At 68.4% G+C, this 15553-nt stretch carries 13 protein-coding genes; 8 read left to right on the plus strand and 5 right to left on the minus strand.

What is annotated here, in order from left to right:
• Positions 1–78: 78 nt before the first annotated feature.
• Positions 79–1170, minus strand: coding sequence for a DNA glycosylase AlkZ-like family protein (locus tag BJ988_RS01370; RefSeq protein WP_179656333.1), 1092 nt, complete (start codon positions 1168–1170; stop codon positions 79–81).
• Between the two features lie 153 nt (positions 1171–1323).
• Here BJ988_RS01370 and BJ988_RS01375 point away from each other — a divergent pair, with 153 nt between their 5' ends.
• The 4 genes from BJ988_RS01375 (at position 1324) to yjfF (ending at position 6083) form a co-directional block, all read left to right on the plus strand.
• Positions 1324–2304 (plus strand): ABC transporter substrate-binding protein, encoded by a 981-nt coding sequence (locus BJ988_RS01375; protein WP_343051388.1) that lies wholly within the window; start codon positions 1324–1326, stop codon positions 2302–2304.
• Between the two features lie 137 nt (positions 2305–2441).
• On the plus strand, positions 2442–4022 hold the full coding sequence (locus BJ988_RS01380) for a sugar ABC transporter ATP-binding protein (protein WP_179656334.1): 1581 nt from the start codon (positions 2442–2444) through the stop codon (positions 4020–4022).
• Positions 4015–5082, plus strand: coding sequence for an ABC transporter permease (locus tag BJ988_RS01385; RefSeq protein WP_179656335.1), 1068 nt, complete (start codon positions 4015–4017; stop codon positions 5080–5082). Before BJ988_RS01380 ends, BJ988_RS01385 begins: the two co-directional genes overlap by 8 nt.
• Positions 5079–6083 (plus strand): galactofuranose ABC transporter, permease protein YjfF, encoded by a 1005-nt coding sequence (gene yjfF / locus BJ988_RS01390; RefSeq protein WP_179656336.1) that lies wholly within the window; start codon positions 5079–5081, stop codon positions 6081–6083. The genes BJ988_RS01385 and yjfF overlap by 4 nt, the downstream gene beginning before the upstream one ends.
• A 634-nt stretch (positions 6084–6717) precedes the next feature.
• Here the strand turns inward: yjfF and BJ988_RS01395 are convergent.
• Positions 6718–8397, minus strand: coding sequence for a DUF885 family protein (locus tag BJ988_RS01395; RefSeq protein ID WP_179656337.1), 1680 nt, complete (start codon positions 8395–8397; stop codon positions 6718–6720).
• Positions 8398–8490: 93 nt separating this feature from the next.
• Here BJ988_RS01395 and BJ988_RS30830 point away from each other — a divergent pair, with 93 nt between their 5' ends.
• Entirely contained in the window at positions 8491–9060 is a 570-nt protein-coding gene (locus tag BJ988_RS30830) for a SigE family RNA polymerase sigma factor (RefSeq protein WP_179656338.1), read from the plus strand.
• Positions 9053–10372 carry a hypothetical protein gene (locus BJ988_RS01405; protein ID WP_179656339.1) on the plus strand — a complete coding sequence of 440 codons (1320 nt, stop codon included), beginning with the start codon at positions 9053–9055 and terminating at the stop codon, positions 10370–10372. The genes BJ988_RS30830 and BJ988_RS01405 overlap by 8 nt, the downstream gene beginning before the upstream one ends.
• Here BJ988_RS01405 and BJ988_RS01410 read toward each other — a convergent pair.
• Genes BJ988_RS01410 through BJ988_RS01420 form a run of 3 tightly spaced genes read right to left on the minus strand, consistent with a single transcriptional unit; the run spans position 10339 to position 13575 of the window.
• The gene (locus BJ988_RS01410; RefSeq protein WP_179656340.1) at positions 10339–11685 is read right to left on the minus strand and encodes a glycosyltransferase 87 family protein; all 1347 of its coding nucleotides are present in this window, start codon (positions 11683–11685) and stop codon (positions 10339–10341) included. The two genes, BJ988_RS01405 and BJ988_RS01410, sit on opposite strands and share 34 nt — an antisense overlap.
• A gap of 43 nt (positions 11686–11728) precedes the next feature.
• Entirely contained in the window at positions 11729–11962 is a 234-nt protein-coding gene (locus tag BJ988_RS01415) for an acyl-CoA carboxylase epsilon subunit (protein WP_179656341.1), read from the minus strand.
• The gene (locus BJ988_RS01420; protein WP_179656342.1) at positions 11959–13575 is read right to left on the minus strand and encodes a carboxyl transferase domain-containing protein; all 1617 of its coding nucleotides are present in this window, start codon (positions 13573–13575) and stop codon (positions 11959–11961) included. The genes BJ988_RS01415 and BJ988_RS01420 overlap by 4 nt, the downstream gene beginning before the upstream one ends.
• Positions 13576–13704: 129 nt before the next feature.
• Between BJ988_RS01420 and BJ988_RS01425 the strand changes: the two genes are divergently transcribed.
• Both BJ988_RS01425 and BJ988_RS01430 read left to right on the plus strand, forming a co-directional pair.
• Positions 13705–14526, plus strand: a complete 822-nt coding sequence (locus BJ988_RS01425) for a biotin--[acetyl-CoA-carboxylase] ligase (RefSeq protein ID WP_343051389.1) — start codon at positions 13705–13707, stop codon at positions 14524–14526.
• Between the two features lie 62 nt (positions 14527–14588).
• A complete protein-coding gene (locus BJ988_RS01430; protein ID WP_179656343.1) occupies positions 14589–15539 on the plus strand; it encodes an adenylate/guanylate cyclase domain-containing protein in 951 nt (316 codons plus the stop codon).
• Positions 15540–15553 lie beyond the last annotated feature (14 nt).

Consider the following 15553-nt stretch of genomic DNA (forward strand, 5'->3'; position numbering starts at 1 on the left):
AGTAGGCCCGCCGGAGAGTGCTGAGAAGGGGAATTTGCGTCGGTTTGCCCAGATGTGCGTATTTACTTCGGCGGGCCGTCACGGGTGGGCGACGTCGACGCCCAACCAGCCGGCCAGCGCCTCGATCTCGGCCCGCACCGCGTCCCCCATCTCGGCGGTCCAGCCGAAGTCCTCGTGGACGGCGAAGACGTTCAGCCGTCCCTTCTTGTGGTCCACCTTCGCGTCGAGCTTCCCGATCAGCCGCTCGCCGTGCAGGATCGGGAGGGCGAAGTAGCCCCAGCGCCGCTTGGCAGCGGGCTTGTACATCTCCAGGACGTACTCGAACCCGAACAGGTCCAGCGCCCGATCGCGGTCGTAGACCAGACGGTCGAAGGGAGAGAGCAGGGCCGTACGCGGCGCGAACCCGTCCTCGAGGGCGGCCACCGCCTCTGGGTCGACCCGCCACTCGCCGTCGACGCCGGCCACGGTGCACGGGACGCCGACGTCCCCGGCTCCGAGCATCTCGCCGCCGGACGACTCCTTCCGCCCCGGACGCGCGATCCCGAGCGAGGCCAGTCGGCGCACCGTCTCGACCCTCAGTGCATCCTCGGGTGAGGGAAGCAGCAAATCGGAGGGGTAGACCCGTTCGGCCAGGTTCCAGGTGCGCAGCTTGCCGCGCCGGCCAGCGCCGGCGACCTCGCCCATCCGGTTGAGCAGCTCGATCATCCGTAGGACGGATCTGTCGTTGGTCCAGCCGGTCGAGGCCCAGGGCACCTCGGCGGTGTCCTCGATCTCGCCGGCCACGAGCGGACCGTCGGCTCGCAGGCGATCCAGGATCTGCGTACGGAAGCTCTTGTTGGCCTCCACCCACTCGATGGCCGTCGGGTGGATCCGGCTGGGGGAGAGGGCGAGGACGGTCTCGATCTCGTCCATCGGCACGATGAAGCTGGAGAACTCCACCAGCGAGCGCTCCTGCTCCAGGGCGAAGGTGAGATCCGAATGATCGTACGCATCGCCCAACCTCGACCACGCCACCAGATCCGCGCTCGGTGCGATCGCCTTGGTCGGATCGATCTGCAGGAGGGTCAGCTGGTCGACGGTCTCCACCAGCGACACGGGCCGCCGCGCGTCGAGGAGCTGGGCGCGAACTGCGATCCGGCGGGCCTGCTCCGGGGACAGGGTGAGCGTCATGGTCGACACATTATGGGGAGTTCCGGACGACCTGCTGCCGATTCGAACCGATCTTCCGATTCCGCTTGACCCCGCCGATGTTAACGCTCACACTAAGTCGCATCGTGACGACGGTCACACTGGGCCGCCGCAGTGAAACACTGGAGGACGACAGTGAAGAAGACCCTCACCGCCCTGTGTGCGCTCGCCCTTGGCGGGATGTCGCTCAGCGCGTGCGGTAGCAGCGAAGAAGGTGCCGACGACGGCTCGATCACCATGGGCTTCGCCCAGGTCGGGGCCGAGAGCGGCTGGCGCACCGCCAACACCACCTCGATCCAGGAGTCGGCCAAGGAGGCCGGCATCGACCTCAAGTTCTCCGACGCGCAGCAGAAGCAGGAGAACCAGATCAAGTCGATCCGGTCCTACATCCAGCAGAAGGTCGACGTGATCGCGTTCAGCCCCGTGGTCGAGACGGGCTGGGACGCGGTGCTCCAAGAGGCCAAGCGAGCCAAGATCCCCGTCGTGCTGACCGACCGCGCGGTGGACACCGAGGACACCTCGCTCTACGTCACCTTCATCGGCTCCGACTTCGTAGAGGAGGGCGAGAAGGCTGGTCAGTGGCTGGTCGACAACGCCGAGGCCTCCGACGTCGACAAGGACGGCGCGGTCAACGTCGTAGAGCTGCAGGGCACCACCGGATCGGCCCCGGCGCTCGACCGCAAGAAGGGGTTCGAGGACGTCATCTCCTCGGACTCCAAGATCAAGATCACCGCCTCCCAGACCGGTGACTTCACCCGTGACGGCGGCAAGCAGGTCATGGAGGCCTTCTTGCAGTCCACGCCGAAGATCGACGTCGTCTACGCCCACAACGACGACATGGGCCTGGGCGCGATCGAGGCGATCAAGGCGGCCGGAAAGAAGCCCGGCACCGACATCAAGATCATCACCGTCGACGCGGTCAAGGACGGGATGACCGCGTTGGCCGCGGGAGAGATCAACTTCATCGTCGAGTGCAGCCCGCTGCTGGGTGAGCAGCTGATGGACGTCGCCGAGAAGGTCGTCGCCGGCGAGGAGGTCCCCGACCTCATCGTCACCGAGGAGACCACCTTCACTCCGGAGCAGGCCGCCGAGGCGCTGCCCGACCGGAAGTACTGAGCCCGTCGACCGAGATACCTCGGTGAGGCGTCGCTTCCTTCGTGGAACTCCCCGAAGGAAGTGCGCGCCCGCCGAGGTCACTCGGTGAACGGTCCGCCGTCCCCGCGCCACCCCGACCCCGCAGGAGCCAGTACGACATGAGCCAGGCAGATGTGAAGCAGCCCCTGCCCGTGGTGGAGATGCTCGACGTGTCGATCACGTTCGGAGCGGTCCGGGCGCTCGACGGCGTCTCGCTCCGCCTCCTGCCAGGGGAGGTGCACGCGCTCATGGGGGAGAACGGAGCCGGGAAGTCGACGCTGATCAAGGCGCTGACCGGGGTCTACACGATCGACGCCGGGCGTGTGCGGATCGACGGCGTCGAGACCCAGTTCGCCACCCCGGCCGCGGCGCAGCAGGCGGGGATCAGCACGGTCTACCAGGAGGTGAACCTGATCCCCAACCTCACCGTGGCCGAGAACATGCTCCTCGGCCGAGAGCCGCGCCGCTTCGCCCGGTTCGGCCCGATCGACCGCCGGGAGATGAACCGTCGCGCGGCGGCCTCGCTGCAGAGTCTCGGCATCGACGTCGACCCCGGCTCAGAGCTCGGCAGCCATCCGATCGCCGTCCAGCAGCTCGTCGCGATCGCGCGGGCGGTCGACACCGACGCCCGGGTGCTGATCCTGGACGAGCCGACCTCCAGCCTCGACGCCGATGAGGTCGCCAGGCTCTTCGAGGTGATGCGCAGGCTGCGCGATCAGGGCACGGCGATCGTCTTCGTCTCCCACTTCCTCGACCAGGTCTTCGAGATCTCCGACCGGATGACCATCCTGCGCAACGGCCGCGTGGTCGGCGAACGGCTGACCGAGGAGACCACCCAGCTGGAGCTGGTTCAGCTGATGATCGGCCGCGACCTCAAGGTCCTCGAGCGCATCGACCATGCCGTGCACGAGACCGCCGAGGAGGCCGCCGAGCGGCGCCTCCCGGTGCTGAGCGCCGTCGGTCTGGGTCGGAAGGGGAGCCTGGAGGCCACCGACCTGACCCTGTACGCCGGGGAGGTCGTCGGCATCGCCGGTCTGCTCGGCTCGGGACGCACCGAGCTCGCCCGGCTGCTCTTCGGGGCCGATTCAGCGGACACCGGCGACCTGACGGTGAAGGGCTCCAGCGCGCGTCGGCTGCGCAGTCCCCGGCACGCGATCGACCGCAACCTCGCCTTCTGCAGCGAGGACCGCAAGGCCGAAGGAGTCTTCGAGGAGCTCTCCGTGGCCGACAACATGATGCTCGGCCTCCAGGCCAGCCGCGGCTGGCTGCGGCCGATCCCGACGGCCACCAGGGACAAGCTGGTCGCCGAGTACATGACCGCTCTCGACATCCGGCCTGCCGACCCCAGCCTGCCGATACGAAGCCTGTCCGGTGGCAACCAGCAGAAGGTCCTCCTGGCGCGCTGGTTGATCACCGAGCCCGACGTGCTCCTTCTCGACGAGCCGACCCGCGGCATCGACATCGGTGCCAAGACCCAGATCCAGCAGCTCGTCGCCGATCTCGCCGGGAAGGGGATGAGCGTCGTGTTCATCTCCGCCGAGCTCGAGGAGGTGCTGCGGCTGAGCCACCGACTGGTGGTGCTCAAGGACCGCCGCAAGATCGCCGAGCGGCCCAACCGGGAGATCGACGTCAACGACGTACTCGAGATCATCACCGGCGAGCCCGGAATCCTCATCGGAAAGGAGCGGGCCGATGCCTGAGCCAACCAGGACGAGGGCAGTCAAGGAGCTCGGGGCCCGCGCGGTGAGCCACCGTCTCTTCTGGCCTCTGGCGGCGCTCGGAACGCTGCTGGCGATCAACCTGATCGCGACGCCGACATTCTTCAACGTACGCATCCAGGACGGTCACCTCTACGGCAGCCTGGTCGACATCGTGCGCAACGGCGCCCCGGTGCTGCTGGTGGCGATCGGCATGACCCTGGTCATCGCGACCCGCGGGATCGACCTCTCGGTGGGTGCCGTGGCGGCGATCGCGGGCGCGGTCGCCTGCGTCTACATCGTCAAGGGTCCGGCCGACGGGGCCGCGGGCACTGCCATCGTGGCGATCTCGATGGCACTCGCGGTCTGCGTCGCGCTGGGCCTGTGGAACGGGTTTTTGGTTGCGGTGGTCGGCATCCAGCCGATCATCGCCACGCTGGTGCTGATGGTCGCCGGCCGTGGGATCGCGATGCTGGTGACCGGCGGCCAGATCACCACGGTCAACAACGACGCCTTCGCCGCGCTGGCCTCGGGCCATCTGCTCACGCTGCCGGTGGCGGCGCTGATCGCGCTCGGGGTCTTCGCGGTAACCCAGATCGTCGTACGCCGCACCGCGCTCGGTCTGCTCATCGAGTCGGTCGGGATCAACCCGGAGGCGAGCCGGCTGGCCGGCGTACGCTCCCGCACGATCATCTGGACCGTCTACGTCTTCGCCGCTCTGTGCGCCGGGATGGCCGGCCTGATCATCGCCGCCAACACCCACTCGGTGAACGCCAACAGCCTCGGGTTGTGGATCGAGCTGGACGCGATCCTGGCCGTCGTCATCGGAGGCACCTCACTTGCCGGTGGCCGGTTCTCTCTGACCGGAACGCTGGTCGGGGCGATGCTGATCGCCACCCTCACCCGGACCATCCCCAACATCGGGATCCCGGCCGAGGCCAACTATCTGTTCAAGGCGCTCGTGGTGGTGATCGTGTGCCTGCTGCAGTCGCCCAAGGCGCGGGCGGTGCTTCAACGACGCCGCGAACCCATCCCGACGAGCCGCGAGGAGGCGGTCGTATGAGCGCCCAGGTCGCCACGACCGACGACGGGCTTCTCGCCCGGGTCGCCCGATTCAGCCCGCCGCGGCGCTACCTGCCCGTGCTCGGCACGTTCGCCCTGTTCATCGGCATGTTCGGCGTCGGCGGGATCCGCTACGAGGGATTCGCCGACCCGCAGGTCTTCCTCACGCTGCTGCTCGACAACGGCTTCCTGATCGTGCTCGCGGTGGGGATGACGTTCGTGATCCTCACCGGTGGGATCGACCTCTCGGTCGGCTCCAACGTCGCGCTCTCGACACTGATCGCGGCCAGGACGCTGGAGCTCGGCTGGCCGGTAGCCGCCGTCATCGGCGTCGTGCTCCTGTCCGGCACGCTGCTCGGCGCCGCGATGGGGTTGCTGATCCACTACTTCGACATCCAGCCGTTCATCGCGACCCTGGCAGGCATGTTCCTGGCTCGCGGACTCTGCTACCTGATCAGTGTCGAGTCGATCCCGATCAAGGACGAGACCTTCTCGGCCATCGCGTTCGGCTCGATTACCCTGCCAGGTGGCTACTACCTCGGCTGGACGGCGGTCTTCGCCCTCGTGGTCGTCGCAGTTGCTGCGTACGTCCTCTCCTCGACGCGCTTCGGGCGCACCGTCTACGCGCTCGGTGGCAGTGAGCCGTCGGCGCTGCTGATGGGGCTGCCGGTGGCGGCGACCAAGGTCGGCGTCTACGCGATCAGCGGGCTGTGCGCGGCGCTCGGCGGGTTGCTGTTCGCGCTCTACACGCTCTCGGGCTACTCGCTCCATGCCGTCGGGATGGAGCTCGACGCGATCGCTGCCGTGGTCATCGGTGGCACGCTGCTCACCGGTGGGCGTGGGTTGGTGATCGGGTCGTTGCTCGGTGTGCTCGTGCTTGGGACGATCCAGACCTTCATCTCTTTCGACGGGACGTTGTCTTCTTGGTGGACTCGGATCTCTATCGGGGTGTTGGTGTTGGTGTTCGTTGTTGCGCAGAGGGTTTTGACGCGGCGTCGGTAGGGCTCTGGGTCCTGGCTTGGTCTGGTTTCCTGACGCTGTCGGGTCGGTGTGTCTTTGTGGTTGGGTTTGCCGCCGACCCTTTCGGGGAGGGTGTTCTCGCCGTCGTCCGGAGTAAAGGACGGCCTTCGGCCGCCGGCTGTCGCCGGTCGCCTGCGGCGATCCTTGACACCGGCCGTCGCCGAGAATTTTGGCTGGCTATCGGGTCGGCGGCAGGGGTTTGGTGCGGGGGTTTGGGTTGGGCAGGGGCTTGGGCCGCGTGGGCCCGGTGCTCCTGGTTGGAGGGGTGGGTTTGCTGGTGAAAGAAGGGTTTCTTTCACCAGCGCGCGCCACCGTCCGGGCGAACGAATTTTCGTTCGGGCGCCGGGGTCGTTCTCGGCTGGGACTTGGCTAGTGCGGGCGAACGAATTTTCGTTCGCCCAGAAGAGTGCGCCTTCTCCTCAGCTGGCTCTGTTGGCCGTAGGACATAACGGGGACCTGTCGTAGGTGATTTTCCCGCGGCCACACCCGGGCCGCCGGGCAGGTCGAGAAGACCGTAGAGATCGGGTCGGCGGCCCAGACCAACCCCGAAAACACGGCAACCCAACGAAGTGTGAGCCCAGAACGTACGCCCAAAATCTTCTGCCCAGCCCAAAAGCTACAGCCGCGCCAACGCCGCCCGGAACGGGTCGAGGCCGAGCGAGCCGAGGTCGAGGGCGGCGCGGTGGAAGGCCTTGAGGTCGAAGGCATCACCCGCGCGAGCCCGGGCATCGTCGCGGGCCTGGAACCAGATCCGCTCACCGACCTTGTAGGACGGCGCCTGGCCCGGCCAGCCGAGGTAGCGAGCGACCTCGAAGTCGAGGAAGGCGTCCTCCATCAGGCAGTGCTGTCCGATGAACTCGCGGCCGAGGTCGGGGGTCCAGACCTCGCCCGGGTGGAAGCCGAACGGGTTGTCCTTCGGGATCGTCAGCTCCAGGTGCATACCGATGTCGATGATCACCCGGGCGGCTCGGAAGGACTGGCCGTCGAGCATGCCGAGGCGGTCGCCGGGGTCGTCGAGGTAGCCGAGGTCGTCCATGAGGCGCTCGGCGTAGAGGGCCCAGCCCTCGCCGTGGCCCGAGACCCAGCACATCAGCCGCTGCCAGCGGTTGAGCAGCTCGGCGCGGTAGGCGGTCTGGGCGACCTGGAGGTGATGACCCGGCACTCCCTCGTGGTAGACGGTGGTCAGCTCGCGCCAGGTGCCGAAGGAGGTGACCGACTCCGGCACGGACCACCACATCCGGCCGGGACGGGAGAAGTCCTCGGAGGGGCCGGTGTAGTAGATCCCGCCGTCGGAGGTGGGCGCGATCATGCACTCGATCCGCCGGACCGGTTCGGGGATGTCGAAGTGCACCTCGGCCAGCTCCGCGATCGCCCGATCGGCAGTGGTCTGCATCCACTCCTTGAGCGCGTCGGTCGAGGTCAGCTGGCGGGCGGGGTCCTTGTCGAGATGGGCCGCGGCCTCGGTGAGGCTCGCACCCGGCAGGATCCGGTCGGCGGTCGTGTCCATGTCGGCGGAGAGCCGTTCGAGCTCCTGCCAGCCCCAGGCGTACGTCTCCTCTAGATCGATCTCGGCGCCCAGGTAGCGCCGGGAGGCGAGCTGGTAGTGCTCGCGCCCGACGGCCTCCTTCGGCAGCCCGACGGGAATGAGCTCGTCGGCCATGAAGCGCCCGAACTCGGCGAATGCCTCGTTGGCCTTCGCGGCCGAGGCCTCGAGCTCCGCGCGCAAGGACGCCGGCGTGCCGTCCGGGGCCTGGGAGACCAGACCGGTGAAGAAGGCTCCGGCTCCCTTCTGCCCGGTCCAGCCCAGAATCTGGTCGGTGACCTTCGCGTACTGAGCCTTCGCGGAGACCCGCCCGGCCGAGGCCTCCTCGCGCAGCGTCGCGGTGTATCCCGCGACCGCCTCCGGCATCCCCGCCAGCCGTGCCCCGATAGCGGCCCAGTCGTCCTCGGTGTCGGTCGGCATCAGGTCGAAGACCTCACGCAGGTTGTGGATGCCGCTGGAGATGACCGAGACGAACTTCCGGTCCAGCTGAGCGTCGGCGAACTCGATGTCGAGCCCGGTCCGCTCCAGGAATGCTTCCTTGGCGACCTGCTCACGCTCGTCGACCGGCTCGATCGCGGCCACCTCGGCGTAGGCCGCCCGGTTGAGCTCCTCCACCGCCTGCATCCCGTCGGGGGACAGGTCGGGCAGGTCGGCGTCGTGGTCGGCGACACCGATGTACGTCGCGGTCAGCGGGTCGAGGGCGCAGAGCTCCTCGACATAGCGGTCGGTGCGGGCGTCTACGTCACGGGTCACCCGGCCAACCTTAGGACCGCGACGTTTCGGGGCAACTCAATTCCGCGCCACACGCAACGAACACGTCAGACTTCGCGTAGGAGGTGTGTGAACGTGCCAGAGGAGGTGTCCGTGGATGCCGACGAGGAGGCGGGGAGCCCAGCCGAGAATGTGGATTTTGGGGCCTGGGTGGCCTCGAGGGGGCCCGCGCTGCAGCGGTTCGCCTACCTGGTGACCGGCAACAGCTCCGACGCCCCTGACCTGGTGCAGGACGCCCTCACTCGTGCGCTGCCGCGGTGGGAGTCGCTGGCGGCGTCCGGGACGGCGGAGGCGTACGTGAAGAGGAGCATCGTCAACGGGTCGATCAGCGGATGGCGCAAGCGGCGCCGACTGGTGCTGGTCGAGGACGTCGAGCCCATGGCCACCCGCCACGAGCCCGGCCCCGAGGAGCGCGACGCGGACGAGGCGTGGGCACTGGTGCAGACGCTGCCGTCCAACCAACGAGCGGCGGTGGTGCTCCGGTTCTACGAGGACCTGTCGTTCGCACAGATAGCGACGGTGCTCGACTGCGCCGAGGCGACCGCACGGTCACATGTGCACCGGGCGCTGGCCAAGCTGCGAAAGCGTCTGGAAGAGCAGGGATCGAACAAGCAGGGAATGAACGAGGGGGTTGACAATGAGTGACTTCGAGCGCGAGGAGCGGGCCTTCCGGGCCGCCCTGGCCCGCGCGGCCGACGGCTTCGAGCCGCGGGAGCTCGCGATCCCCGGGGGTTCTGACACGACCACACCGATGGACGTGTCCGACGAGACGGAACAGAACGAGCAGATCGAGCGGACAGAGCAGGACGAGCCGAAGGGACCCGTACGCCGCCGAGCGCCATGGATCCTGGCCGCGGCCGCCGCGGTGCTGGCCGTCGTCGGCCTGGGTGGGGTGGTGGCCAACCTTCAGCCCACCGGCAGCGGCGACGAGAGCACAGCGGCGAGCGACGCCGCCGGTGGCGAAGAGAACTCTGGTGACGCGCCCAAGGCGCTCGCCGATCAGGACGGAGCAGCCCCCGAAGGCACCTACCGCGAGCCTGGCCGCCGTGACCTGCCCGCGCCCGCGGAGGGCAACCGCTGGGCGGTCCGCTACGACGTCGCCTTCCAGGTGCCGGAGGAGTGGGCCGACGCGACGGCGCCGGCGCTGCCGGAGTGCATCGCGGAGCCGGGTGACCGGTGGGACACCGTGCCGCGGACGCCCTACGTCGCGAACATCACCAACCAGCCGGTGCCGAGCATCGCCTGCAACGAGACCAGCGACCGTGACTTCCCGCCGCAGTTCGGCAAGGTGCCGTTCGCGCTGTGGCAGCCCTATGTCCTGATCGAGATGCCGGGCAAGGGCGCCAGTCTTCAGACCGGTTCCTGGGAGCACGAGGGCTGGCTGCTGACCCGGGTCCAGATCGAGGACGCGTACGCGACGATCCTCACCGGCCCCGGTGACGACGAGATCAACAACCAGGTCAAGGGCTCGCTGAGGACGACACCGAAGGACCCCTACGGCTGCGAGACCGCCTCGCCGCTGGCAGAGGGTGACCCGGTCCGCCCGAAGACCGAACCGTCGACCTCGCCGCTGGAGGGCGATGCTCCGGAGTCGATCGCGGTCTGCCGGTACGAGCCGTCATCGGCATCGCTGACCGGTTCGCGAGAGATCACCGACACCGCCGCGGCCGGCCTCGTGGAGGCGATCAGGAGCGCGCCACGCCGCTCCGGTCCCAACACGCCGCAGAACTGTGCGCCGGGGCAGCCGGTCACGGCGTACGTCATCCTGCGGATCTTCCGCGACGGGGACGACCCCAAGGACGTCTACGTGAACTACGAGAACTGCGAAGACCACGGGTTCTTCGACGGCATCACCGTGCACGAGCTCACCGCGGCGGCCTGTCGCCCGGTCTTCGCCGAGGCGCCGGTCACGATCTACTCGGCTCAGGGCGACGTGGCCAAGGTCTGCCTCTCCTGACCCTCGGTTGCTGGCCGCCCTCGCTCGGGAAGGGCGGCCAGCAACCGAGTAGTGCGCCACGCGGCGTAGAGGAAGAGCAGCACGAGGAGGCCGTTGCGCCAGGCCAGCACCTCGGTGATCCACGGTGAGCCGATGTCGTCGAAGGTGAGCATGTAGCCGTACATCCGCGGGAAGATCTCGTGGGTCAGCAGCGTCACCGCGATCAGCACAACCGACCAGACCCCGAGCCGCCTGCGCGCGCGGCCGCGGAGCAGGACCAGTCCGGCGGACGCGGCGGGGAGCAGCCAGAGCATGTACTGCGGGCTGAGCACCTTGTTGGTCACCAGGAAGGCGGCCACCGTCGCGAGCACCAGCCACACGATCGTCTCCTCGGTCCGCTCGCCGTTGGGGAGACGACGCCAGGCGAGGACCCACCAGACGATGACGAGCGCCCCGGCGACCACGGAGGCGACCGTCGCGGCGAGCAGCAGCGGCTCGACCATCGGCCCGCTGATGTCGTAGGCCTTCCACTCGGTGTAGTCGATGGCATGGCCACTCGCCGGGCCGTCGTGTCCCCAGGCGACCATCGCCGGAGTCGCGAAGACCGACTCGATCTGAAGCCCCCGCTCGCCCTGGTAGTTCAGCGGCGTCCAGAGCCGGTCCCAGCCGCCGAGGACCAGACTCACCCCGGCCAGCGCGAGCCCGGTGCCGGCGACGGTCAGGATGACCCGTCGGCGGGTGGTGCGATCGGCCGCCAGGGCGGGGATGACCAGGATCGGCCAGTACTTCGCGCCGGTCGCGAAGGCCGCGAAGGCCGCTGCCACCCCTGGTCTTCTGACCGCGTAGAGGACCGCCAGACCGACCATGATCCCCGGAAAGAGATCGAAGCGGGCGTACGCGGTCGCCCCCAGCGCCGGGATCGCGGCCAGCCACAACGCCTCTGCGGCGGAGACGCCGAACCGCGGGTGTGTCCCACGACGGTTGAGGACGAGCAGCACCATGAAGAGCAGATCCGTCAGCGCCGCCATCGCCAGCACCGCCACGATGTAGGCATCACCACCCAGGCCGAACAGACCGATCGCCGCGTACGGGACCCAGAGCAGCAACAGCGCCGGCACCGGGTACTCGACCAGCGTCTGTGCTGTCCCGTCAGTGGCCAGCGCGTCGAGGCTCTCGCGGTAGTAGTTGACGTCGCCCACCACGCCCCACTCGGCGCCCCACCAGTCGAACCAGCCCTCCGCCGCGACCGGGAAGCCGTAGAGGACCACCAGCCATCCCCGGGTCACCAGCCATGCCAGGGTGACCAGGAGATATCGCCGAGAGAACGTGATCACGGAGCCATCTTCTCAGGAGCCCCGTATTACGTCGCGGTCCTCGTCAGCGAGGCAGACCGCTGGCGCGCCAGGCGTTGGGACCGGGGTGGACGGGCGTACGCAGCTGCGGAGCCGCCCAGAGGGAGCGTGGCTTCTTCTTCGGCGCCTCGCCCGCCGAGCCCAGGGCCGAGAAGACGGTCACGATCGCGGCCACGTCCTCGGGGGTTGCGTTCTGGTCGATGACCTTGAGCAGGGGCTTCTGGTCGTCCACGTTCTTCTCGTCAGCCTGGCCGGTCACAGCGGGATGTTCCCGTGCTTCTTGGCGGGGAGGGTCTCGCGTTTGGTGCGCAGGAGTCGGAGTGCGCGGGTGACTTCGGCGCGGGTCTCGTGGGGTGGGATGACGGCGTCGATGTAGCCGCGTTCGGCGGCGATGTAGGGGTTGGCCAGGGTGGTCTCGTACTCGTCGATCAGCTCGGCGCGTTTGGCCTCGACCTGGTCGGTGCTGATGCCGGAGGCTTCCATCTCGGCCAGGGTGCGGCGGTGGATGATGTTGGCTGCGCCTTGGGCGCCCATGACCGCGATCTGGGCGGTGGGCCAGGCGAGGTTGATGTCGGCGCCGAGGTGCTTGGAGCCCATCACGTCGTAGGCGCCGCCGTAGGCTTTGCGGGTGATGATGGTGACCAGTGGGACGGTCGCTTCGGCGTAGGCGTAGATCAGCTTGGCGCCGCGGCGGATGATGCCGTTGTGTTCTTGGTCGGTGCCGGGCAGGAAGCCGGGCACGTCGACGAAGGTGATGACGGGGACGTTGAAGGCGTCGCAGGTGCGGACGAAGCGGGCGGCCTTCTCGGAGGCGTCGATGTCGAGGCAGCCGGCGAACTGCATCGGCTGGTTGGCCACGATGCCGACCGGGCGGCCCTCGATGCGGGCGTAGCCGATGATGATGTTGGGCGCCCACAGCGCCTGGACCTCGAGGAACTCCTCGTCATCGACGATGTGGGAGATGACCTCGTGCATGTCGTAGGGCTGGTTGCCGCCGTCGGGGATGAAGGTGTCCAGCTCGCGGTCGAGGTCGGAGATCTCCAGGTCCGCGGTCTCCTCAAACGCCGGGGGCTCTTCCATGTTGTTGGAGGGCAGGTGGGAGAGCAGCGCCTTGACGTACTCGATCGCGTCGGACTCATCGGTGCCCATGTAGTGGGCCACACCGGACTTGGAGTTGTGGGCCAGCGCGCCGCCGAGCTCTTCCATGGTGATGTCCTCGCCGGTGACGGTCTTGATGACGTCGGGGCCGGTGATGAACATGCCGGAGGTCTTGTCGACCATGATCGTGAAGTCGGTGACGGCCGGGGAGTAGACGTGGCCGCCGGCGCAGTTGCCCATGATCAGGCTGATCTGCGGGATCACACCGCTCGCGTGGACGTTGCGCTTGAAGATCTCGCCGTAGAGCCCCAGGGACACGACGCCCTCCTGGATGCGCGCCCCGGCGCCTTCGTTGATCCCGATCAGGGGGGAGCCGGTCTTGATGGCGAGGTCCATGATCTTGGTGATCTTCTCGCCGTAGACCTCACCCAGCGACCCGCCGAAGACGGTGAAGTCCTGGGAGAAGACGCAGACCTGACGGCCCTCGATGGTGCCGTAGCCGGTGACCACGCCGTCGCCGAAGGGACGGTTCTTCTCCAGCCCGAACGCCGTGGAACGGTGACGGGCCAGCTCGTCGACCTCTTGGAAGGAGCCCTCGTCGAGCAGCATGTCGATGCGCTCGCGGGCGGTCTGGCGTCCCTTGGCGTGCTGCTTCTCCACAGCCTTGGCGGAGCCGGCGTGGACGGCCTCGTCGAGACGACGCTCCAGCTCGGCTAGCTTCCCGGCAGTGGTGTGCAGGTCGATCTCGGGCTGAGGGGTTGCTTCGGCGCTCACGCGGCCACCTCCGTAGCGCTAGCGCCAATATACGGACGCGGCCGCGTGATGATCTGATGGGTTGCTCGCTGACGCTCGCTCACGTTGCTCCTTTGGACTTCGGGCGGTGCGGGGGCCAATCTAATGCCCGTGCCACCATCTGCGATGCGACGCCCGTCACTTGACCACGCCCGGCTCGGTGCGCTACCGGGCGGCTGGCGGGTCGAGATCCTCGACGAGACGCCCTCGACGAACGCCGCGCTGGCGGCGCGAGCGCGTTCGGGCGAGGCGCCGGGTCTGGTGGTCACCACCGAGCACCAGACCGCGGGCCGCGGGCGGCTCGACAGGGGCTGGACGACCCCGGCGCGCTCGGCACTGGCCGTCTCCGCACTGCTGCGGCCCTCGCCGTCGATCTCGGTGGAGCGGTGGCCGTGGCTGCCGCTGATGACCGGCGTCGCCGTCGCCTCCGCGCTGCGGAAGATGGGGTACGCAGCGGGGCTGAAGTGGCCCAACGACGTGCTCATCGAGGGTCGCAAGGTGTGCGGGATCCTGATCGAGCGGATCGAGGTCTCGACAAGCTCGACCACCGAGCCTGGGGCGGCGGCCGTCATCGGGTTCGGGCTCAACACCTCGCAGACCCGCGAGGAGCTGCCGATCGAGAACGCCACCTCCTTGGAGCTCGAGAGCGGCGCACCCGTCGATCGGACCGAGGTGCTGGCCGCGTTGCTGGCGGAGCTCGGGGCTGCGTACGAGATCTGGGGGTCGGAGCCCGAGGAGCTCGTCAGTCGCTACCGCGAGCTGTCGGTGACCGTCGGTGAGCAGGTGCGGGCCGAGCTGCCGGGCGGCGATGTATGGGAGGGCGTGGCCACCGCGATCGACGACTCCGGCCGGCTGGTCATCGCGACTGACGAGGGGCCGCGGGTGGTCGGCGCGGGTGACGTGATCCATGCCCGGCTCCGTCCGCGGTCGTGACAAGGGCGCTCGACCGGGCTCGTGACCGGCGGTCGTGACGAGCCGGATGGCATGATCGGTTCGTGGCGAAATCGAAGCAGCCCGTCAACCTGACCTCGGCGGAGGTCGCCGAGAAGGCAGGCGTGAGCCTGGAACAGGCGAAACGTCTGTGGCGCGCTCTGGGGTTCCCGGAGATCGGGGACGACGAGGCGTTCTTCGATGAGGCAGACGTGAACGCCCTCACGAAGGCCAACGAGATCGCCGGCAACGGGCTGGTGAGCTTCGACCTGGTCGTCAACCTGACCCGCGGTATCGGACAGTCGATGGCACGACTCTCCGACTACGAGGTCTCCGCGCTGCTGCACCACGTCGAGACGCAGGACGAGGACGACCGTACGCCTGCCGAGATGCTGAAGGCGACCGTCTCGGTCTCGGAGCAGTTCGAGAGCGCTTTCGAGGAGATGATGATCTTCGCCTGGCGCCGGCACATGCGCGCCGCGCTCGCCCGGGCCGAGGCGTCGATCGCTGGACCCGAGGAGCAGCTCGGCACGGTCTGGCAGACCGTCGGGTTCGCCGACATCGTCTCGTTCACCGCGCTGTCGAACACGCTGACCGAGGAGAAGATCGGCGACCTGGTCGAGCTCTTCGAATCGCGGTGCGCGGACGTGGTCGCGACCTGGGGCGGACGGATCATCAAGTCGTTGGGTGACTCGGTGCTCTTCGTCAACGACGACCCGCTGCAGGCCTACGGCACCGCCGAGGGGATCATCAACGTGATCGGCCGCGACCCGCGGATGCCGGACGTACGTGTCGGGCTGGCCTCCGGCAACGTCGTCTCGCGTCTGGGGGACGTCTTCGGGCCGCCCGTGAACATGGCCGCGCGGCTGACCGCTGTCGCCCGCCGCAACCGGATCATCGTCGACGAGGCGACTGCCGGGTCCATGCCCGAGGACGAGTTCGAGACCCGGCGACTGGCCGCTCGGCCGGTGCGGGGCTTCGGGATCGTGGAGCCCGTCGCCGTCCGTCGTGTCTGAGTCGTTACCTTTCA

Origin of the sequence: Nocardioides panzhihuensis (assembly GCF_013408335.1) — a bacterium.
Taxonomy (GTDB): Bacteria; Actinomycetota; Actinomycetes; order Propionibacteriales; family Nocardioidaceae; genus Nocardioides; species Nocardioides panzhihuensis.